The organism is Streptomyces sp. TE5632, assembly GCF_054061295.1.
In genome coordinates, this window is the sequence record NZ_JBSSEA010000003.1 from 3,565,116 (window position 1) to 3,586,338 (window position 21,223).

At 70.8% G+C, this 21,223-nt stretch carries 20 protein-coding genes; 12 read left to right on the forward strand and 8 right to left on the reverse strand.

The window, feature by feature from the left end; translation table 11 throughout:
• Positions 1-166 precede the first annotated feature (166 nt).
• A complete protein-coding gene (locus ACVW19_RS21575; protein WP_457460957.1) occupies positions 167-1,504 on the forward strand; it encodes an Nramp family divalent metal transporter in 1,338 nt (445 codons plus the stop codon).
• An 8-nt stretch (positions 1,505-1,512) separates the two neighbouring features.
• Here the strand turns inward: ACVW19_RS21575 and ACVW19_RS21580 are convergent, their stop codons facing one another.
• From ACVW19_RS21580 to ACVW19_RS21590, 3 genes are all read right to left on the reverse strand, one after another.
• Entirely contained in the window at positions 1,513-2,769 is a 1,257-nt protein-coding gene (locus ACVW19_RS21580) for a hypothetical protein (protein ID WP_457460958.1), read from the reverse strand.
• 102 nt (positions 2,770-2,871) lie between these two features.
• The gene (locus ACVW19_RS21585) at positions 2,872-3,381 is read right to left on the reverse strand and encodes a SigE family RNA polymerase sigma factor (protein ID WP_457460959.1); all 510 of its coding nucleotides are present in this window, start codon (positions 3,379-3,381) and stop codon (positions 2,872-2,874) included.
• Between the two features lie 364 nt (positions 3,382-3,745).
• Positions 3,746-4,429, reverse strand: a complete 684-nt coding sequence (locus ACVW19_RS21590) for a TetR/AcrR family transcriptional regulator (RefSeq protein ID WP_457460960.1) — start codon at positions 4,427-4,429, stop codon at positions 3,746-3,748.
• Between the two features lie 201 nt (positions 4,430-4,630).
• Here ACVW19_RS21590 and ACVW19_RS21595 point away from each other — a divergent pair, with 201 nt between their 5' ends.
• From ACVW19_RS21595 to ACVW19_RS21615, 5 genes are all read left to right on the forward strand, one after another.
• A complete protein-coding gene (locus ACVW19_RS21595) occupies positions 4,631-6,316 on the forward strand; it encodes a class I adenylate-forming enzyme family protein (RefSeq protein WP_457460961.1) in 1,686 nt (561 codons plus the stop codon).
• Between the two features lie 3 nt (positions 6,317-6,319).
• Positions 6,320-7,120, forward strand: coding sequence for an SDR family oxidoreductase (locus tag ACVW19_RS21600; RefSeq protein ID WP_457460962.1), 801 nt, complete (start codon positions 6,320-6,322; stop codon positions 7,118-7,120).
• A gap of 33 nt (positions 7,121-7,153) precedes the next feature.
• The gene (locus ACVW19_RS21605; RefSeq protein ID WP_457460963.1) at positions 7,154-8,389 is read left to right on the forward strand and encodes an acyl-CoA dehydrogenase family protein; all 1,236 of its coding nucleotides are present in this window, start codon (positions 7,154-7,156) and stop codon (positions 8,387-8,389) included.
• Positions 8,389-9,474 (forward strand): phosphotransferase family protein, encoded by a 1,086-nt coding sequence (locus ACVW19_RS21610; RefSeq protein WP_457460965.1) that lies wholly within the window; start codon positions 8,389-8,391, stop codon positions 9,472-9,474. The genes ACVW19_RS21605 and ACVW19_RS21610 overlap by 1 nt, the downstream gene beginning before the upstream one ends.
• An 86-nt stretch (positions 9,475-9,560) precedes the next feature.
• Complete coding sequence (locus tag ACVW19_RS21615) at positions 9,561-10,880, forward strand: MFS transporter (RefSeq protein ID WP_457460967.1); 1,320 nt, start codon at positions 9,561-9,563, stop codon at positions 10,878-10,880.
• A 73-nt stretch (positions 10,881-10,953) separates the two neighbouring features.
• Here ACVW19_RS21615 and ACVW19_RS21620 read toward each other — a convergent pair whose 3' ends face one another.
• The 5 genes from ACVW19_RS21620 to ACVW19_RS21640 form a co-directional block, all read right to left on the reverse strand.
• Positions 10,954-12,666 (reverse strand): chitinase, encoded by a 1,713-nt coding sequence (locus tag ACVW19_RS21620; protein WP_457460969.1) that lies wholly within the window; start codon positions 12,664-12,666, stop codon positions 10,954-10,956.
• Between the two features lie 180 nt (positions 12,667-12,846).
• Positions 12,847-13,281, reverse strand: coding sequence for a hypothetical protein (locus ACVW19_RS21625; RefSeq protein ID WP_457460971.1), 435 nt, complete (start codon positions 13,279-13,281; stop codon positions 12,847-12,849).
• Positions 13,281-13,496 carry a hypothetical protein gene (locus tag ACVW19_RS21630; protein ID WP_457460973.1) on the reverse strand — a complete coding sequence of 72 codons (216 nt, stop codon included), beginning with the start codon at positions 13,494-13,496 and terminating at the stop codon, positions 13,281-13,283. Before ACVW19_RS21630 ends, ACVW19_RS21625 begins: the two co-directional genes overlap by 1 nt.
• A gap of 19 nt (positions 13,497-13,515) precedes the next feature.
• Entirely contained in the window at positions 13,516-14,091 is a 576-nt protein-coding gene (locus ACVW19_RS21635; RefSeq protein ID WP_457460975.1) for a hypothetical protein, read from the reverse strand.
• Between the two features lie 21 nt (positions 14,092-14,112).
• Entirely contained in the window at positions 14,113-15,597 is a 1,485-nt protein-coding gene (locus ACVW19_RS21640) for a hypothetical protein (protein WP_457460976.1), read from the reverse strand.
• A gap of 441 nt (positions 15,598-16,038) precedes the next feature.
• On the opposite strand from ACVW19_RS21640, the gene ACVW19_RS21645 reads away from it, so the two are divergent.
• The 6 genes from ACVW19_RS21645 (at position 16,039) to ACVW19_RS21670 (ending at position 21,214) form a co-directional block, all read left to right on the forward strand.
• On the forward strand, positions 16,039-16,887 hold the full coding sequence (locus tag ACVW19_RS21645; protein WP_457464718.1) for a hypothetical protein: 849 nt from the start codon (positions 16,039-16,041) through the stop codon (positions 16,885-16,887).
• A 133-nt stretch (positions 16,888-17,020) separates the two neighbouring features.
• Complete coding sequence (cpaB, locus tag ACVW19_RS21650; RefSeq protein WP_457460978.1) at positions 17,021-17,728, forward strand: Flp pilus assembly protein CpaB; 708 nt, start codon at positions 17,021-17,023, stop codon at positions 17,726-17,728.
• Between the two features lie 7 nt (positions 17,729-17,735).
• The gene (locus ACVW19_RS21655; protein WP_457460980.1) at positions 17,736-18,989 is read left to right on the forward strand and encodes an AAA family ATPase; all 1,254 of its coding nucleotides are present in this window, start codon (positions 17,736-17,738) and stop codon (positions 18,987-18,989) included.
• 2 nt (positions 18,990-18,991) lie between these two features.
• A complete protein-coding gene (locus tag ACVW19_RS21660; protein ID WP_457460982.1) occupies positions 18,992-19,399 on the forward strand; it encodes a pilus assembly protein in 408 nt (135 codons plus the stop codon).
• A 1-nt stretch (position 19,400) separates the two neighbouring features.
• Complete coding sequence (locus ACVW19_RS21665) at positions 19,401-19,757, forward strand: TadE/TadG family type IV pilus assembly protein (RefSeq protein ID WP_457460983.1); 357 nt, start codon at positions 19,401-19,403, stop codon at positions 19,755-19,757.
• Positions 19,758-19,876: 119 nt separating this feature from the next.
• On the forward strand, positions 19,877-21,214 hold the full coding sequence (locus ACVW19_RS21670; RefSeq protein WP_457460985.1) for a CpaF family protein: 1,338 nt from the start codon (positions 19,877-19,879) through the stop codon (positions 21,212-21,214).
• Positions 21,215-21,223: the final 9 nt, after the last annotated feature.

The window sequence follows — 21,223 nt, forward strand, 5'->3', positions numbered from 1 at the left end:
GTGCTGTGCGGTGTGCGGTGCCGCAATCCTGCGCGCATGACATGATCAGGTCAATACCGTCATGTCGGTCGACCGTTTGACCCTTTGGCCACCCGACCAGGTGCATCCAGTGAAGATCCCCGCACGCCCCCTTGTCCGACCGGCCTCCATCGGCTTTCTTGCCCTCATGGCGGACACCACGGGAAACACCGGAAACATCCAGGACACCGGGGCGCCACTCCAGGGCCCCGGACCCCAGCCCCGCAAGTCCAGTTGGCGTTACATCGGCCCCGGCATCGTCGTCGCCGCGACCGGGGTGGGCGCCGGCGATCTGGTCGCCACCCTCGTCGCCGGCAGCAGCTTCGGCTACACCCTCCTGTGGGCGGCGGTGATCGGCTGCCTGGTGAAGATCTCCCTCGCCGAGGCCGCGGGCCGCTGGCATCTGGCCACCGGCCGCACCCTGTTCGACGGCTGGGCGAGCCTCGGCCGTTGGACGACGTACTTCTTCGGCGTCTACGTCGTCATCTGGGGCTTCGTCTACGGCGCGGCGGCGATGTCGTCGAGCGCCCTGCCCCTGCAGGCCCTCTTCCCGGGCGTGATGGACCTCGAGTGGTGGGGCATCGCCTGCGCCCTGGTGGGCCTGGCCTTCGTCTGGTTCAACCGGTACGCGGTCTTCGAGAAGGTCATGACGGTCCTGGTGGGCGTCATGTTCGTGGTGACGGTCTACCTGGCGGCCAGGGTGGTCCCGAACCTGGGCGACGCCTTCGCCGGACTGCTCCCGGTCCTGCCCGACGCAGACGACTCGGTCCTCTACACCCTCGGCCTGATCGGCGGCGTCGGCGGCACGATCACGCTGGCCGCGTACGGCTACTGGATCAACGCCAAGGGCTGGACCGACTCCGGCTGGATGAAGGTGATGCGGCTGGACAACCGCGTCGCGTACCTCACCACCGGCATCTTCGTGGTCGCGATGCTCGTCGTCGGCGCCGAACTCCTGAACTCCGCCAGTGTCGCGATCGCCGGCGGCGACAAGGGCCTGATCCAGCTGAGCGACATCCTGGAGGACAAGTACGGTGCCACGACGGCCAGGTTCTTCCTGATCGGCTTCTTCGCCACCTCGTTCACGTCACTGATCGGCGTGTGGCACGGGGTGAGCCTGATGTTCGCCGACTTCGTGACCCGCGGCCGGAAGAAGGCGAAGCCGTCGACGGGCGAGGCCATCGCCTCCGGTCGGCCGGAGAAGTCCTGGCCGTTCCGCGCCTACCTGCTGTGGCTGACCTTCCCGCCCATGATCCTGCTGTTCGAAGGCCAGCCGTTCCGCCTGATCATCATCTACGGCGTCCTCGGCGCCGCCTTCATGCCCTTCCTCGCCCTCACCCTGGTCTGGCTCCTCAACTCCGCCCGCACCCCCCGCGAATGGCGCAACGGCCCCCTCAGCAACACCATGCTCGCCATCGCGGGCCTCCTCTTCCTGGTCCTGTGCGTGAAGCAGGTCTGGGACCAGCCCTGGTCGGAGTTCTTCTAGCGGACAGGTCAGTTCAGGCTGTCCCACCGTGGGCTGAGGGCGATCGCCCGCAGTTCCTTCATGCTCAGCGCGGGGGCGTCGCGCGTGGCGTCCTCGTGCTGAGCACCGGTGTTGAAGGCGCTGATCACCACGCGCATGCCGTCGACCCGCAGGGTGTCGACGGTCCACATGACGACACCGGCGGCGCCCTCCGCACCCGGCCCCTGCCGGGTCGCCACCAGAGTTCCGTCGTCAAGCGTCTCGGCGGAGCCGTAGAGCTGGCCGGCGTCACCGAGCACGCCGTGCTGGACGTTGATCTGGACGAAGCTCTTCCCCTTGCCGTCGTCGAGGACGAGATAGGCGTACTCCGACTCCTGGCCGCCCTTCGACACCACCTCGACACGGTCGGGGACGAGTTCGGCGAGCGTCTCCCGGACCGCCGGGCCGTCGGCACGGGGTGGCGGCGGCGCGCTCGGAGCCGCGGACGGCTTCCCGGCCCTCTCCGGAATGGCGTCGACGGCGGTCCGCCACTGCGGAGCCGTGGCGATTTTTTTGAGCTGCGAGGCGGACAGCGGGGGCGCGGGCCGGCTGACGGGCTTGTCCTTCTCGGCGGCCGAGTTCCACTCACTCACGCTGATCTGCTGCCCCTGGGGCGTGACCAGGACGGCGTTCCACCACTTGGTGTCCACGCGCCGGTCCGGATACTCGTACCCCTTGAACATCACGAACTTCGACCCGTCCGCCAGAGTGCTGGTGACACAACTGTCGTGCGGGGTGAACACCTTGTCCGGGCACCGGGTGGCCTCGCGGGCCTGGGGGCTTCCCGGCTCGACGCGGTGGAGACTGACGCCGACGGCTGCGGGCCCTTCACCGTCGTCGTACACGACCTGGGCGAACGGCCCGAAGGGCGAGTCGGTCCCGCGCCCCTGCTCCCCGCTGAACTCCCCGTCGGGGAGGAGTCCCTCCAGTGTGCGGATGAGTTCCTCACCGGAGACGGGCGCCGGAGCGCTCTGCGCGGCGGCGGTGACCTCGGCTCCCGAGGCTGCCGACGCCCGCCCGTCCTCCCCGCCCCCGCCGGGCAGGAGGAGTGCCCCGCCCACCCCAACGAGCGCGATCCCGGCCGCGCCCCCGAGGACGGCGGCCCGCCGCCGTACCCGCATCCGCCTTCCGCGGGCCCGCCCCCCGTCGGTGAGGGCACTTCGGTCGGCATCGAAGGCGTTGCCGGTGTCGTGCAGAGCGGAGGAGAGCCGCTCCTCGAAGGGGCCGCTGTGCTGGTCGACGGACATGACGAACCACCGCTTCCGTGAGGTGAACTGAGGTGAACTGAGGTGAACTGAGGTGAACTCAGATGAGCATGGAGAAGTGAGGAGGGGGCGGCCTGCGGCCGGTCAGGACCGGGCGTACTCGACGAGCTCCTCGCCGAGCAGTTCCCGCAGCCGGGCCAGGGCGCGCACGCTGCGCGTCCGCACCGCCGCCGAGCTGACGTTCATCGCCTTGGCGGTCTCCTGGACCGAGCGGTCCTCCCAGTACCGCAGGACGATCACCGCGCGGTCCTTCGCGGGCAGCCGGGCGAGGGCGTCGAGCAGGGTGAGCCGCAGGGACGGGTCGGCGTCGGCGCCCGGCAGATCCGGGAACTCGGCGGTCGAGCGCTCGGTACTGCTGCGCCGCCGCCGGTGGGCCAGGAACGCGCGGGTGAGAACGGTCTGCGCGTACCCGGCGGGGTTGTCCGCACGGGCCACCCGCCCCCAGCGCAGGTACACCCGCCCCAGGGTCTCCTGGACCAGGTCCTCGGCCAGGTGCGTGTCACCGGCGGTGAGCAGGCACGCGGACCGGTACAAATGCCCGGCCCGCGCCGCCGCGAACTCCCCGTACCCGTCAACGCGTCCGCCCTGTCCCATCAGTGCGCCCCTCCCGCGCCCCACCACTTTCACTTCTTTGATGCGGTGGCCCCGGGAAATGTTTCACCCGAACCTCACAGCAGGTGGTCGGCCTTCCCCGACTTGATGTCGAGGATCACGCGTCGCAACGAGTCCTGGCTGTCGGTGAGGTGACCCACCCCGGAGGGCAGGCTGCTGAAAAGCGTGAGCACTTGGCGGTCGACTGTCACGGGAGCGCTCAAACGAGCGGCATCCGGACAGCGGCAGCCGAAGTGCTCACGCTTTCGGGAGAGTGCGCAGCGCTCCCGGAGCGGCGCGGGCGGAGCGGCGCCTTCAAGGTGGGGCGACGGGAGGAGGTCCGGTCACGGCGGGGCGTGGCCGCTGCCTACGCCGGCGCGGACGGTTCCAGCGGTGTCGCGCCGACGGTCATGCGGGCCATGGTGCGGTAGCGGGCGGCCAGTTCCGAGGGGGAGAGACTGCCGTCCACGCGGTACCACTGGGACACCGCCGTGCACATCGTGACGATCGCCCGGCTGACCTCACGGGGGTACGGTGTCGTGAACGTCCCCAGCGCCACGCCCTCCTCGACGGCCGCGTCCATCAGGCGCTGCTGCCGGTCGCGGGCCTGGAGGTAGGTGGTGCGGTCGTCGTCGAGCAGGCTGCGGATCTCGCTCGCCGCGATGAACGCCAGGTCCCGCCGGTGCGCGTGGAACAGCACCAGGCACTCCACCAGCAGGTCCAGCCGCCGCCCGACGTCCGGTCCGGCTTCCTCCAGCGCCGCTGTGCTGCGCTCCCACAGCTCCGCCATCGCCCGGGTGACGATGCCGACCAGCAGGGCGTGTTTCGACGGGTGGTGGTGGTACACCCCCGGCACCGACAGGCCGGCCCGTGCCGCCACCTCCCGGATCGTGGTGCCGTGGTACCCCTGCTCCACGAAGCAGGCCAGGGCGGCCCCCAGGACGGGCGGCAGGCCGTCGCTGGTGTAGAGCCTCCAGTCCGCCGTGGCTCCGGCCCCGTCGTCCCCGGTCACGGCGGCTCCGCCGGTGGTCGGTGCGTCGGCTTCGGTCATGCTCTCCTCGCCGCGTGTGCTGGTACCGGTACGTAAGTATGCACAGGCGCCCCGCCTGCTCCGCCGGGCGGCCATCTCCGGGCAACCCCTTGACACGCTGACGCGCCCCGTAGATCCTCACCTGCAATACCGAGCGAGCGCTCGGTCGGTACGTTGTCCAGCATACCCCGGGCTGTTCGGAGCCGGTGGAGGGAGCGGGAGATGTCGATGCCCGAGGCGCGTCCGTGGCGGGAGCTGTACCCGGCCGGGGTGCCGGCGGAGATGACGGTCGGCCACGACTCCCTGACGGCCGCATGGCGGGCTCGGGTGGCGCACGACCCCGACGCCGTCGCCCTGCGCTACTTCGACGGCGCGCTGACGGCCCGGGAGGCGGACGCCGCCTCCGACGCGCTGGCCGCCGCCTTCGCGGCCCGCGGCACCCGGCGGGGTGACCGGGTCGGCATCTACCTGCAGAACGTCCCGCAGTACGCCCTGGTGCTGCTGGCCCTGTGGAAACTGGGCGCCACCGCGCTCCTCCTCAACCCGATGTACCGCCGAGGCGAGCTGCGCCGCCTGATCGACGACGCCGGGGCCGTCGGCATCGTCTGCGCGGACACCGACGTCGAGGAGACCCGTGCGACCCTCGCCGGCAGCTCGGTGCGCTGGATGATCAGTACGTCGGCGCTGGACTTCCAGACCCGCGACGACCCGCGCGCCTTCCCCTCGACCGAGCGCCCCGCTCCCGCCCCCGACGGCGATCTCGCCGCCCTCCTCCGCGAGTTCGCGGGCCGCAGTCCCGAGCCGGTGGACCTCAACCGCGACGACGTGGCCCTGCTGACCTACACCTCCGGCACCACCGGCCCGCCCAAGGGCGCCATGAACACCCACGGCAACGTCCTCAGCGTGGCGCTCACCAACGCCGCCTGGGCCGATCTGGGAGACGGCGACGCGGTGTACGCGCTGGCCCCGCTCTTCCACATCACGGGGGCGGTGGTGAACGCGGTCGTCTCGCTGATCACCCCCACCACCCTGGTCCTCACCGGCCGCTTCCGCCCCGACGTGGCACTGGACGCGTTCGTCGAGCACCGGGTCACCCACACGGTCGGCTCGATCACCGCGTACAACGCGCTGTCCACGGTGGAGCACGCCGGGCCGGAGCACTTCGCCACCGCCAAGCACCTCTTCTCCGGCGGCGCCCCCATCCCGCCCGCCACGGTCGACCGGTTCCGGGAACGATTCGGCGTCTACATCCACAACATCTACGGCATGACGGAGACCACCTCCGCCGTCATCGCCGTGCCGCCCGGCACCACCGCGCCCGTGCACGAGGCCGGCGGCACCCTCTCCATCGGCGTCCCGCTGCCCAACCTCACCGCCCGGGTCGTCGACCTCGACGGCAATCCGCTGCCTCCCGGCGAACAGGGTGAGCTCGAACTGAGCGGCCCCCAGGTGATCCCCGGCTACTGGCGGCAGGCCGCCGCCACCGAGCAGACCATGCCGGGCGGCCGGCTGCGCACCGGCGACGGCGCGATCATCGACGAGCGGGGGTGGATCTATCTCGTCGACCGGCTCAAGGACCAGATCAACGCCTCCGGTTACAAGGTCTGGCCGCGTGAGGTCGAGGACGCCCTCTACGAGCACCCGGCGGTGCACGAGGCCGCCGTGGTCGGACAGCCGGACGACTACCGCGGCGAGACCGTCGTCGCCTACGTCTCGCTCACCGCCGGTGCCACGGCCACCCCGGATGAGCTGATCTCCTTCACCGGCGAACGGCTGGCCGCGTACAAACGCCCCACCGAGCTGCACATCCGTGCCGACCTCCCCAAGACCCAGAGCGGCAAGATCCGCCGCACCGAACTGCGCGGGGCGGCGGGCCGTGACCTCCCTCCCACCACGACGAAAGGCTGACCGGTGCAGCACGACGCCGACCAGAACCAGACCACGCGGGCGACGGGCCGCCTCGCCGGACGCACCGCCGTGGTGACCGGAGCCAGCCGCGGCATCGGCCTGGCCATCGCCGAACGCCTGGTGGCCGAGGGCGCGCGGGTGTGCATCACCGCACGCAAGCCCGAACCGCTGCGCGAGGCCGCCCGGACGCTGCCCGCCGCCAGTGTGCTCACCGTGGCGGGCAGGGCGGACGACCCCGAGCACCGCGCCGAGGTCCTCGACACCGTGGCGCGGGAGTTCGGCGGCCTCGACATCCTGGTCAACAACGCCGGCATCAACCCCGCTTACGGCCCGGTCACCGAGGTCGGCCTCGACGTCGCCCGCAAGGTGCTGGAGGTCAACGTGCTCGCCACGCTGGCCTGGGTGCAGGCCGCTCTCGCCCACCCCGAGCTGCGCTTCGTCGAGCGCCGTGGCACCGTCGTCAACCTCTCCTCCGTCACCGGCGACACGCCTGCCCCCGGCATCGGCCTGTACAGCGTCAGCAAGGCCGCCGTCTCCCACCTCACCCGCGCTCTGGCCGCCGAACTCGGCCCGGACGTCCGCGTCAACGCCGTCGCCCCGGCCGTCGTCAAGACCCGCTTCGCCGAGGCGCTCTACCAGGACAGGGAGGACGAGGTCGCCGCCGGCTACCCGATGCGGCGGCTCGGCGCACCCGCCGACGTGGCCTCCGCCGTCGCCTACCTCGTCTCCGACGACGCCTCCTGGGTCACCGGCCATGTCCTCACCGTCGACGGCGGCCTCGCGGTCGCCGGCGGCACCGCCTGACCCGCGGCACCCGATCAGCGAAAGGATCCGAGCATGCCCACCAGCCACCTGCCGTCCGCGGTGGAGGAGCTGCGCGAGCGCACCCGCCGTTTCATCCGTGAGACCGTCATCGACGCCGAGCCCGTCCCCGGCGAGCGCCTGGAGAAGGCCACACGCGACCGGCTGCAGGCCGCGGCCAAGGAGGCCGGGGTCTTCGCCCCGCACATGCCGGCCGAGTACGGGGGCCAGGGCCTGTCCGTCGAGCACTGGTCACCGATCCTGCAGGAGGCGGGCTACTCGCCCATCGGCCCGAGTGTGCTCAACTGCATGGCCCCCGACGAGGGCAACATGCACATGCTCCACCTCATCGCCACCGAGGAGCAGAAGAAGCGCTACCTGGTCCCGCTCGCCGCCGGCGAGATCCGCTCCTGCTTCGGCATGACCGAGCCGCACCCCGGCGCGGGCTCCGACCCGGCGGCGCTGCGCACCACCGCCGTACGGGCGGAGGGCGGCTGGGTGATCGACGGGCACAAGCGGTTCATCAGCGGGGCCGTCGGCGCGGGCTTCTGCATCGTGATGGCCCGCACCCCCGAGACCGGGGACGCACCCGAGGGCGCCACCATGTTCCTGGTCGACATGGACAACCCCGGCATCCGGGTCGGCGCCCCCGTCCACACCGTCGACCGCTACATCGACGGCGGCCACCCGCACGTCCACCTGGAGGACTGCTTCGTGCCCGACGACGCCGTCCTCGGCGCGGTCGGCCAGGGCTTCAGGTACGCGCAGGTGCGGCTCGGACCGGCACGGCTCACCCACTGCATGCGATGGCTCGGGCTGGCCCGGCGCTCCCTCGACATCGCCCTCGACCGGGCCGAGCGGCGGGAGTTGTTCGGTGCTCCGATGAACTCGCTCGGGCTGGCGCAGAACCTCATCGCCGAGTCCGTCATCGACATCGAGACCTCCGACGCGATCATCACCAAGACGGCCGCGCTGCTGGCGAGCGACCCCAGAGCCGGCTCCGCGCTGTCCTCGGTCGCCAAGGTGCACTGCTCGGAGGCGATCTTCCGGGTCATCGACCGGGCGGTGCAGCTGTGCGGCGGCGACGGCGTCTCCGACGGGCTGCCGCTGGCCCAGTACCTCAACGAGGTCCGTCCGTTCCGCATCTACGACGGCTCCACCGAGACCCACAAGTGGGCGATCGCCCGCCGCGCCGCCAAGCGGCGCCGCGCCGAAGTGGAGGCCGGCGAACGCCACCAGGGCACCGCCGTCGTCCGGGGCGGGGAAGCCTGATGCACACCGTTCCCGACGGCATCGAGGTCGTCGCCGACCGGGAGACCGCCGACCGGCTGACCGTCCCGCCCCTGCTCGTCGTCGACGAGGTCACCGACTTCCTCGACCAGCACGGCATCGGCAGCGGGCCCCTCGCCTGGGGACGCATCGGCGACGGGCACTCCAACGTCACGTATCTGCTCCGGCGCGGCGACGCCTCCGTCGTCCTGCGCCGCGGGCCGCGCCCGCCGCTGCCCAGGTCCACCCACGACATGGTCCGCGAGGCCCGGATCCAGCAGGCCGTGGGCGGCCGCGGAGTGCCGGTGCCGGAGATCCTCGCCGTCTGCGAGGACGAGTCGGTGCTCGGAGTGCCCTTCTATCTGATGGGGCATCTCGACGGCACCGTCATCACCGACGCCGTCCCCGCTCATCTCGACACACCGGAACGGCGCCGGGCCACCGGCCTGGCGGTCGTCGACGCCCTCGTCGGCCTGCACCGCGTCGACGTCACCCGGGGCGAACTCGCCTCCTTCGGACGGCCCGAGGGCTATCTGGCCCGGCAGGTGGAGCGCTTCGCGGGCCTGTGGGAGGTCAACACCACCCGCAGCCTGCCGGCGGTGGCCCGGCTCGCCGACTGGCTCGCCGGCAACCTGCCGGTCAGCCAGGCGGCCACGGTGGTGCACGGCGACTACCGCATGGGCAACCTGATGTTCGCGCCCGACGGCCCGCCCCGGCTGCTGGCCGTCCTCGACTGGGAGATGGCCACCCTCGGCGACCCCCTGGCCGACCTCGGCTATCTCACCGCCACGTACGCCGAGCCGGGGCAGCCCGCCACCCCGCTCGAACTCACCCCCGTCACACGTGAGCAGGGGTATCCGACGCGCGCCGAGCTGGTCCGGCGCTACCACGCCGGCATGGACCACCTCGATCTCACCGCCCTCCCCTGGTACCAGACGCTCGCGCTGTGGAAGGCCGCGATCTTCTGCGAGGCCATCCACACCCGGTGGCTGCGCGGGGAGCGCCCGCACGACCGCACCTTCGGACCGTCGCTGGAGACAGGAGTGCCCCTCCTGCTGGAGGCGGCCGCCGCCCACGCCGCCCGCTGACCGTGCCCCGGCACAACGCATCGCCGTAACGCATCGCCGTAACGCACTGCCCTCGCCCCTGCCCGCCCCAGAGCAAAGGAGCTCTCGTGAGCGACGTACAGACACATCGTGGTGCGCCGGACGAAGCCGGAGCCCAGACCGGGCTCTCGCTGCGCGCCAAGCGCAAGTCCCTCATCGCCAGCACGGTCGGCAACATCCTCGAGTGGTACGAGTGGAGCGCCTACGCCGTCTTCACTCCGTTCATCGCCACGGCCATGTTCAACTCCCAGGACTCGGTGTCCGCGCTGTTGTCCACCCTCGCGGTCTTCGCGGTCGGCTTCCTCATGCGGCCCCTGGGCGGCATCGTCTTCGGCCGTATAGCCGACCGGCGCGGGCGCAAGTTCGTGCTGGTCACCACCATGCTGATGATGGCCGGCGGCAGCCTCGTCATCGGCTTCCTCCCCTCGTACGCCTCCATCGGCGCCTGGGCCTCGCTGATCCTGCTGCTGGCCCGGGTGGTGCAGGGATTCGCGCACGGCGGCGAGTCCGCCACCGCCAACACCTACGTGGCGGAGATCGCGCCCAGCCACCGGCGCGGCATGTGGGGCAGCATCGTCTTCGTCGCCATCTTCGGCGGCTCCGTCGTCGCCTACACCGTGGGCGGCGTGGTCACCTCCACCCTGACGGAGAGCGCCGTCGCCGACTGGGGCTGGCGCATCCCGTTCTTCCTCGGCGCGTTCCTCGCGCTGGCGGCGCTGTATCTGCGTCGCAGCATGGACGAGAGCGACGTGTTCGAGAACCAGCAGTCCGGCACGGAGGACACCGGCCGGCAGGTCTCCCGCAAGCAGGTGACCCGGTCGGTGCTGCTGGTCATCCTGATGACGTCCGGCATCACCGCGGCCCACTACACCTGGACCTCGTACGTCTCCACCTACGCCATCACCCAGCACGGCATGGACCCCGGCGTCGCCTACTGGTGCTCCGTCGCGGCCCAGTGCATCGCGCTGGCGACGCTGCCGTTGTGGGGACACCTCTCCGACCGGATCGGCCGCCGGCCGATGCTGATCGGCTTCGCGGTGCTGATGGCGGCGCTGCACATGCCGCTCACCGGGATGATCGGCTCGGCGGGCTGGACGCTCTTCGTCGCAGCCACGGTGGCGCTCGTCATCGTGGCCATCCCCGGCGCGCTGCTGTCGGCCACCATGTCGGAGACCTTCCCGACCAGGGTGCGCACCCAGGGCATCGGTTTCGCCTACTCCATCTCCGTCGCCCTCTTCGGCGGTACCGCCCCCTACCTCAACCAGCTCTTCATCGACCTGAAGATGGCGCAGCTGTCCGAGTTCTACATCATGGTGCTGTGTCTCTGCACCGGTGTCGCCGTCTACCTGATGAAGGAGACCAAGGGCATCGAGCTGAAGAACGCCTGAGGCGCGCCCCCGGAGGTCCGGGCTCGGCACGCGGAAAACCGAGTGTGCCGAGTCCGGACCACCCCCTCTCAGGTCACGGCAGGGCGTGGACGTGGGGGCCGACCGCGTTGGACCAGGCGTTGCCGGCGGTGGCGTCCCAGTTGGTGGACCAGGTCATGGCGCCGCGCAGACCCGGGTAGGTCCGGGAGGGCTTGAAGGAGCCGCAGTGGGTGCCGCGCGTCAGGCAGTCCAGGGCGTTGTTCACCACGGTCGGGGAGACGTAGCCGCTGCCCGCGCCGCGGGTGGAGGCGGGGAGGCCGAGGCCCACCTGGGACGGGTCGAGGCCGCCCTCCAGCTGGATGCAGGCCAGTGCGGTCAGGAAGTCCACCGAGCCCTGGCTGTAGACCTTGCCGTCGCAGCCCAGCATCGAACCGCTGTTGTAGTACTGCATGTTGACGACCGTGAGGATGTCCTTCACGTTCAGCGCGGTCTGGAAGTAGGAGTTGGACGTGGACTGCATGTCGATGGTCTGCGGGGCCATCGTCAGGATCATGTCCGGGCCCGCCTTCGCGGACAGCGACCGCAGCGCCTGCGTCATGTAGGTCGCGTCGAGGCCGTTCTCCAGGTCGATGTCGACGCCGTCGAAGCCGTACTCCTGCATCACGGCGTACACGGAGTTCGCGAAGTTCGTCGCGGAGGTGGGGTTGTTCACCGACACGGTGCCCAGTTCGCCGCCCACCGAGATGACGACCTTCTTGCCGGCCGCCTGCTTGGCCCGCACGTCCGCCTTGAACCGGTCGACGGTGTAGCCGTTCAGGCCGGCCGTGTCCAGGTTGAAGGTGACCGCCCCCGGAGTGCCCGTCGCGTCCGCGAAGGCGACCGCGATGATGTCGTACTGGGCCGGGACGTCCGAGACGCGTTGCACCGCCGCGCCGTTGTCGAAGTTCTGCCAGTAGCCGGTCACCGCGTGCCTGGGCAGACCACCGCCTCCGCCGCCACCGTTCTCCCTCGTCCGGGCCGTCACGGCCGTCGACTTCGCCGACTCGCCCGCCGCGTTGGTGGCGGCCACCTGGAAGGAGTACGACGTCGAGGCCGCGAGGCCGGTCACCGTCGCCGACGTGCCCGACACCGCCGTCACCTTCGTACCGTCGCGGTAGACGGTGTAACCGGTCGCGCCCGACACAGCGTTCCACGCCAGCGACACCGATGACGACGTCGTACCGGAGACGCCGAGGCCGCCCGGCGTGGCCGGGACCGTGGGCTCCGGGTCACCGCCCCCGCCCCCGTCGGGGCCGAAGACCGACAGGTCGTCCGCGTAGTAGGCCTGCTGTCCGTACCAGCCGTGGGTGTAGACCGTCACCGAGGTGGTCGCGGAGCCGGTCCGGAAGCTCGTCGTCAGCTGCTTCCAGCCGGTCGAGTCCGGGGTCCAGGTGGACACGTCCGTCGTGCCGGTGCCGGTCACGCCCAGGTAGGCGTAGCCGCCCTGCACCCAGGTGCTCAGGGAGTACGTGGAGTCGGGCCGCACCGCGACGGTCTGCGTGCAGCGGGCGTTGTCCTGCCCGGAGGGCGTGGCCTTGAGCGCGGCCGTGCCGCCGTGCACGGGGGACGAGACGGTCGTCCCGCTGTTCGCCGAGCAGGTCCAGTTGTTCAGGCCCGCCTCGAAGCCGGCGTTCTTGACGTTGTTGACGTCCGCCGCGACCGCCTGGCCCGCGCCCGCGAGGGGGAGGGTGAGAGCCAGGGCGGAGACGAGGGCGCCCGCCCACGAACGTCTGTGCCTGGGTCCTGGCGTGCTGGGTGCGCGATCCACTGGGGCCTCCGGTGGGGGGAGAGGGAAAAGGGGGAGCAGAGGAGGAGGGAACGACGGTGGCTGCCGTCGGGGATACAAAATGGTCCAGACCAATAGGCTTGTCAATGGGTCCGGACCATTCATCGGCCCCTCAGGCCGGCCACCCGCCGTGCTTCCCCGCCGCCCTGTGCCGCTCGCGCGTCAATCCCGTGCCTTCCACAGGCGGTCCAGCAGCACCCCCAGCACACAGCCCGCCAGCAGCACTCCCGTCGACAACCAGAACGCGAGCGTCCCGACCCCCGCCCGGTCCCAGTGCAGTGACAGGGTGAGCACCTGGGCCGCGACCGGCACCGCGCAGGCCGCCGCCGCGTGCCGCGGCGGCACCTCCCGCCACGGCTCCGGGTGCACCGACGCCGCCGCCCATGTCGCCAGCACCACGCACACCAGGTTCGGCAGGTGCACCAGCCCCAGCGCCGCCCCGAACGACCCGACGCCCTCCGGGCCCAGCAGGTGGTCGTACACCAGTGTCCCCTGCACCGCCGCCGTGACGACCAGGACGATCACGCCCGCCGCCCACGACCGTACGAGCGCGAGGGCGGGCGAACCGGCCCGCGTCGGGGTGTCGTGGCGGGTCATCAGGAACCTCCCCGTATCTCGAAGTACAGGACCACCGCGAAACCCACGGCCGCCGTACCGCATCCCGCGACGACGGCGAGCGATCCCGGCACCGGCGAGCACCTGCCCCGGTCCGCCACCGTCGCGGACCCTCCCGGGTCCCGCGGGTCGTACGTCACGGTCACCGGTGTGCCTTCCTGCGTCGATACGGCGTACCCGGCGCCCGGCACCTCCACGGTCGGCGCACCTCCATGGCTAGTGGACCTCCACCGACTCGACGATCCGCCGTACATCGGCGTCGGAGAGCTCCCCCCGCTGGGCGTCGATCCGGACCTGGAAGGTCTGCTCGGCGGAGTCCAGGCCGGTCAGGATCACGCCGTTCACCTGTGTGCCCTTGGGCGGTCCGCCCTCCTCGCCGGAGGCCTTGAAGGTGAAGTCGATCCGGCGGGCCCCGTCCGTGCCGGCCAGCTCGACCTCCTTCTGGCCCTTGACGTCCGCACCCATCTGGATGCCGGCCTCGGCGGCGATGGCCGCCCGTTCGGCGGAGTCCGCCTGGGTGAAGCCGAGTTGCACGGTGATCAGCGAGACGGTCCTGCCGCCCTCCGTGCGCTCGGCCGCGGCCGCGTTGAACTTGCTGCGCTCTCCCGCGCTCTGCTCCTCGTACCCCTCGGGGTACGACACGGAGACCCCCTTGGTCTTCAGCGTCCCCCAGCCGTCCGGCACCGAGGCGGAGCCGGAGGCGGAGTCGTCCGTGCCGCAGCCGGAGAGGGTGAGGGTGAGGGCCAGCAGGCCGGTGGTCAGGTACGTACTGCGGGGCTTCGGATGAGTCATCGGTGCGGGCTCCTTGTCCGGTCAGTCGGCACAGTAGCTATAGGGGACGTAGGAGCGGTTGTTCCCCTTGGGGGCGCCGAGGAACTGTGCGTCGGTCAGGGTCTCCGCCTTCTGCTCGGTGCTGATGGACAGACCGAGGCTGAGGCCGACGTTCAGCTCGAAGCCGTACTCGGCGGCGTTCACCTCGCCCGTGTAGTTCATCCGGCTCGACTTGCCCTCGTCGAACATCAACTGCCCGAACGGGTCGTCGGCACCGGGGCGGTCGGTGGGCGCGTTGTCGTCGAACATGTACTGGAACGGTGTCCCGAACTGCTCGTTGTTGCCGTCGAGCCATTGCTCGGCGACCGCCCGGTCCTGGTCGCCGGCCGGTCCCGGGTCGAAGGCCAGGGTGTTGGTGACGATCTCGACCTCGTTGGGGCTGTCCGTGCCCTTCACGTTCGCGCTTCCGCCCCGCTTGTCCTTCCCGCTCCGGCCGTTGTCGCCGCCCAGCTTGGCGCCGTCCTTCTGGCTGCCCTTCTCGACGGTGCGGGTGGTGTCGATACGGACCAGCTTGCCGGTGGTCTTGTCGTAGGTGACGGTGATGGTGCCGGTCTGCGTGGTGTTCGCCGAGGCGTCGCCGTTGAGCGCGCCCGCCTCGTAGCTCGCCTTGGCGCCGTACTCGATGGACGAGGAGTACGTGTACGACCTGGTGTTCTTGTACGCGTTGTCGGTCCAGGTGACCTCGGGGGCGTACTTGAAGTTGCCGCCGAGCGTGGCGCTCAGCTTCTTCTCGTCGGCCACCGAGAACTTCAGGCCGGCCGCTGCCGAGGCCTCCAGGTTCACCTTGCCGTAAGTGATCTTCCGGTTGTCGCCGAGGTCGTTCTCGATCCGCTCCCGCGTCTCCTCCTCGTCCTTCAGCGGGCCGGTCCCGAAGAGGTAGAGGATGCTGTCGCTCAGGGCCACCTCCCCGCCGTGCGGCGACCTCCGCCGCATCTCGTACATCTGCAGCGTCTCGACGTCGTCCCGGAACCGCTGGGCCTCCTCGGGGCTCTCGAAGACCCAGGTGTCACCGTTGGTGACCTTGATGCCGAGGCCGAGCTCCACCTTGTCGGTGCCGAACTTGCCGACCTTCATGCCGGGCTTGAAGTCCTTCTTCGCCGCCACGGACGCCGCGTCGGTGAAGGTCAGGTACACCATCTCGTCGTTGTCGTCGACCTTGCCGTCGCCGTTGACATCCGTCTTCGCCTTGATCCGCTGCTCCTGGAAGCCGTACTCGTTGCCGATCTCCCAGAAGGCGATCTTCGCCTTCGAGCCCGCCTTGTCGGTGACCGACGAGACCTGGCACAGCGCCGGTTCGAAGTCGGCGTCGGTGAGCGGCTTGCCCTGCTCGTTCCCGCCGTTCCCACCGGTTCCGCAGTTCCCGCCGCCGGTGACCCGGCAGACCTGGGCCGCGATCTCGTCGTAGACCGACTGCCCGATGCCCGTGGCGGAGACCGCCAGGACGACGGCGGCGCTGACCACGATCATTCCGAGATACTCCGGGGCGGTCGCCCCCCGGTCGTCCCGGACGTGTCTCTGTCGCCCGCCCGTCCGTATGCCCCCGCGAGCCATACGGCACCCCTCCTCGCCCAGCAGCCTCGGTGTGGACCGCGAGCGTATGTACGGCCGTGGCCGGAAAGCGTGGGCCCGAGGGCCCAAACCGGGCCCAGTGTCAAAGCGGCGCACAGGGCCCACGCGCCCCGTGCCTGATCGGGCCCGCCGAGATGCTCTACGTGTCCCGTTTTGGAGCATCTTGCGCGACACCTGTTGCCGTTCGGCTACACAAAGGCTGTTCTCCGGTCATGAAGCCGCGGATACAGTGCGGACGTAGTGACGCTGTGGAGTGGATGCGGTGCGCCTGGTGAAACACCCGGTGGGCCGCTGGGCAGGGGAAGGACGGGGGAACCGCGAGTGCCGACCGCCATCGCTGTGACCGGCGCCGACCTGGCGCTGCCGCCGCAGGACGAACGAACCCTGCCGGCCGTCGTGCTGCAGGACATCGGTACCCGCCCGCTCGAACAGGCGCTGACCGAACTGCAGACGCTCATCGAGCGGCACGGACACATCATCGTGGTCTGCTCCCCGGCCGAGTCCACCGCCGTCCAGCGGCGGCTGCACAGTCTGCGCTCCCTGCTGGAGACCGACCGGGTCGCGCTCTTCCAGCCCGACCTGCCACCGCTCGGACTGGCCGTCCTGGCAAGCCAGTTGCGGCAGTTGGCCTCGTGTGATCTCAGCCCCGGCGTGCTGGCCTCGGCCGGCCGGCTGCTGGTCCACTACATCCATGCCGGCGCCCTGCTGGGCTCGGTCGCCCGGCTCGACCGCGTCCCCGTGAACCTCAAGCAGCACGCCAAGTCCTGGCTCCCGGGCAGCCAGTTCGCCGTACTCGCCCACCCCCATCCGCAGCTCGTGCGCCTCGGCCCGGAAGCCGCACTGAACGGACCGGAGTTCGGCACGTGGATGCTCGTCGCCGAGGGCCAGCTCCAGTCCGACTGGGTCACCGGCACCCTGGCCCCGTCCTGGAACGTGCAGGGGCTGCGCGAGGCGTCACTGCCGACCGCGTCCCCGGGGTGGTGGGGGACCGGCAAGCTGATCGAGTTCTGCACCTACCTGCCCGACCTGTCCGTTCTGTACCAACTGGTCACGTCCGTGCGGCGCGGCGTCTGCCACTGGTGCGGCCTCGACGTCCTCGGCGACCGGTGCGTGTTCTGTTCGGCCACCCCGCCCGGCCACGACACCCCGCCGCAACCCCGCCCGGAGAACCGGACGGCCGCCGGGTGAGGCCTGAACACACGCGGCGCGCCGCGGTACCCGTGGCGCGGGGGTCCTGCCCACGCCCGCCCGGGCGCCTGCTCACCACACCCACCACACCCGACTCCGCTCGACCGATATCCCCAATGAGGTTGCACGGTTCATGAACTCCCGTCAGCGCCGCGGCGTGATACTCCTGCTCCTGTCGGTCCTGTGCGCCCTCGGCGCGTTCGCCGGCGTGCTGTCCGTCATCAGCGACGTGAACTCCAAAGTCGGCCCCGAGGTCGCCGCGTACCGGCTGAAGACCAGCGTGGCGCCCTACACCGAGCTCAGTACCGGCCAGTTCGAAAAGGTCCGGATGCCCGAGCGGTGGCTGTCCCGGAACGCCGTCACCGACCTGGACGAGATCCAGGGCAAGATCGCCGTCACCACGCTGCGGAAGGGTTCTCTTCTGCAGAACGACATGATCGTGGACCAGCCCGCCCTGAAGCCGGGGCAGCAGGAGGTCGCCATCATGATCGATGCCGCGACCGGTGTCGCCGGCAAGATCACACCGGGATCGACGGTCAACGTCTACGCCACCTTCGCCGGAGCGCAGCAGGGTGATCCCGCCCAGTCCAAGATCATCGTAACAAACGCCCAGGTCCTCGACGTCGGCCGGATCACCGCCCTCGAACCCGGGGAGGACGAGCGAGGGCGGCAGCCCACCGACGGCGTCCCGATCACCTTCGCGCTGTCCACCATCGACGCCCAGCGCATCACCTACGCCGAGTCGTTCGCCCAGCGTGTCCGGCTCGCGCTGGTCGCCCCCGGCAGCGACACCACCGTCCCGGACTCCCAGCGGACGTACGAACTCGCGAAGGACAAGTGAGAGCCGTATGCCCACGAGGATCCTCCCGGCGGTCGGCGACGCGGACGCGGTGCGGTCCATCACCACACTGCTCAGCCAACTCCCGGATGCCGAACCGATGGCCCCGGTGGCCGACTCCACCCAGCTCATCGACACCCTCGCGCGTCTGGCCGCCGAGTCGGTCGACGAACTGCCCGAGGTCGTGGTCGTCCACGAGCGGATCGGCCCCGTCCCGGCACTGGAGCTGATCCGCGAAGTCGCCCTGCGCTTCCCCGCAGTCGGCGTCATCCTCGTCACCTCGGACGCGAGCCCCGGCCTGTTCCAGGCCGCGATGGACTACGGCGCCCGCGGCCTGGTCGCCCTCCCGCTCAGCTACGAGGAACTCGGCAGCCGCGTCCAGGCGGTGGCCCAGTGGTCGGTCGGCGTACGCCGTCATCTGGGCGCGAGCGGTGACGTCTTCACCGGCGTCGGCGGCACCGTCGTCACGGTCAGCGGGGCGAAGGGCGGCGTGGGGACGACCCTGACGGCGATCCAGCTGGCCCTCGCCGCACAGGCGTCCGGCCGAGCCGCAGCCCTGGTCGACATGGACCTCCAGACCGGCGACGTCGCCTCCTACCTGGACGTCCAGTTCCGTCGCTCGGTCGTCGACCTCGCGGCGGTCACCGACATCTCCCCGCGCGTCCTCGCCGACGCCGTCTTCCGGCACGACACCGGTGTCGCGCTGCTGCTCGCACCCGCCGAGGGCGAACGCGGAGAGGACGTCACCGACCGCGCCACCCGGCAGATCGTCAGCGCCCTGCGCTCCCGCTACGAGGTCGTCGTCATCGACTGCGGAGCCCAGCTCGGCGGGGCGGGCGCGGCGGCGGTCGAGATGGCCGACACGGCGCTCCTGGTCACCACGCCGGACGTGGTGGCGGTCCGGGGCGCCAAGCGGACGGTGCGGATGTGGGAGCGGCTGCAGATCCGCAAGGCCGAGGAGACCACGGTGGTCGTCAACCGCCATACCCGGGCCACGGAGATCCAGCCCCCGCTGATCCAGAAGATCACCGGCACAGTGGTCGCGGCGACCGCGGTCCCCGCCAACTTCAAGGAACTGCAGAGCGTCGTGGACGCGGGCCGTGTCCACGAGCTGGAGAGCAAGAGCGCGGTGAAACAGGCCCTGTGGGGCCTGGCCGGCGAACTCGGCCTGGTCAAGGCCGCCGAGGGTGCCCACAAGGCCGGTCGGCGGCGCGGCGACCGGGGATCGGTCAACCTCCGGCAGCGCAAGGGCCAAAGGGAGTGAGGATGCTGACGATGCGAAGGGCGCGCGACCGAGTCCGCAGCCGGGAACGGGACCGGGGCCAGGTCACCATCGAGTTCCTCGGGATGACACCGGCGATTCTCGTGACGTTGGTGGTGCTGTGGCAGCTCGTGCTGGTGGGATACACGTTCACCCTCGCGGGCAATGCCGCGGACGAGGCGGTACGGGCGGGGACGGCGTCGGAGCGGGCCTGGCGCCAGGGCGCCTGCCGCGAGGCCGGGTTGGACAAGCTGCCCGACGCGTGGAAGGGCGCCGCGACGGTGAACTGCACGACGGCGGGCGGCCATGTCACGGCCGAAGTGAAGCTGAACGTCCCCGTGCTGTTCCCCGGCACAGCCGACTTCCCCTTCGACGTGACGGGCACCGCGGGCGCGGTGGAGGAGGTGGACTGACATGCCGTACCAGCACAGGCGCCGTGACCGGGGCCAGGCGGCGATCGAGTTCCTGGGCTTCATCCCGGTCCTGATCATCGTCGGCATGGCCGTCGTACAACTCGGCCTGATCGCGTACACCGCCCAACAGGCCGGCACCGCGGCCCGAGCCGCGGCGCGCAGCGCCTCGCTCGACCGGGGCACCGGGCAGGCCTGCACCGCCGCCGTCAGCGGCTGGCTCGCCGACGGCACCGAATGCCGGGCCGCGTACGGCGGTGACGAGGTCACCGTCACCGCCACGATCGACATCCCCTCGATCGTCCCCGGCTGGGACTTCGACCCGGCACGGAAGTCCGCCACGATGCCGATCGACCACTGACGCCGCCGCCCGGCCGCCGGTCACCACACCGACTGACCGCGGGTCACCCCCACCGCCGGCCGGCCGTCGGCCACCGACGACCGTCCAGGACGAAGAACGAGGAGAGGAGCACCGGACTCATGAGTCTGCGGGCACGTATCAACTCCCCCGAGGAGAAGGGAAGCCGGGGCGAGGACGGTCACCGGGTCGCCGCCTACCGCGCCAAACTCCTCGAGGAGATCGACCTCGCGGAGATGAGTTCGATGGCCGCCGCCGAGCGCCGGGTGCGCCTGGAGCGGGTGCTCGGGCACATCATCAGCCGCGAGGGCCCGGTCCTGTCCACGGTCGAACGCTCCCAGCTGATCCGCAGGGTCGTCGACGAGGCCCTGGGCCTCGGCATCCTGGAACCGCTCCTGGAGGACGCCTCCGTCACGGAGATCATGGTCAACGGCCCCGACGCGATCTTCGTCGAGCGCGGCGGCAGGGTGGAACAACTGCCCCTGCGCTTCGCCTCCAACGACCAGCTCATGCAGACGATCGAGCGCATCGTCTCGACCGTCAACCGCCGCGTGGACGAGTCCAACCCGATGGTCGACGCCCGCCTCCCCTCCGGCGAACGCGTCAACGTCATCATCCCGCCGCTGTCCCTGACCGGTGCCATCCTCACCATCCGCCGCTTCCCGCGCTCCTTCACCCTCCAGGAGCTGATCGGCCTGGGGTCGCTCGACGAGCCCATGCTGTACCTGCTCGCCGGCCTGGTGCAGGCGCGGTTCAACGTCATCGTCTCGGGCGCGACGGGCACCGGCAAGACGACCCTCCTCAACGCCCTGTCCGGGCTGATCCCGGAGGGCGAACGCATCATCACCATCGAGGACTCGGCCGAACTCCAGCTCCAGCAGCCGCACGTCATCCGCCTGGAGTCCCGCCCGCCGAACGTCGAGGGCAAGGGCCGGGTCACCATCCGCGACCTGGTGCGCAACTCGCTGCGCATGCGCCCCGACCGCATCGTCGTCGGCGAGGTCCGCGGCGGTGAGTCCCTGGACATGCTCCAGGCCATGTCCACCGGCCACGACGGCTCCCTCGCCACCGTCCACGCCAACAGCGCGGAGGACGCCCTGATGCGACTCCAGACACTCGCCTCCATGTCGGAGGTGGAGATCCCCTTCGTGGCTCTCCACGACCAGATCAACAGCGCCGTCGACGTCATCGTCCAGCTCACCCGCTTCGCCGACGGCGCCCGCCGCATCACCGAGATCGCCCTGCTGGAGAGCCACGGCGGCGAACCGTACCGGCTGGCCACGGCCGCCCGCTTCAACGCGCAGCCGATGACCGCCGACGGCCGGATCCACGGCGCGTTCGAGTACCACCCGCTGCCGCGTCGCACCGCCGACCGCCTCTACATGGCGAGCCAGGCCGTTCCCCAGGCCTTCGGCATCGCCCAGTCCACCGACCAGCTCGCCGCCCGAGAAGCCAGGTAGGAACCGCCC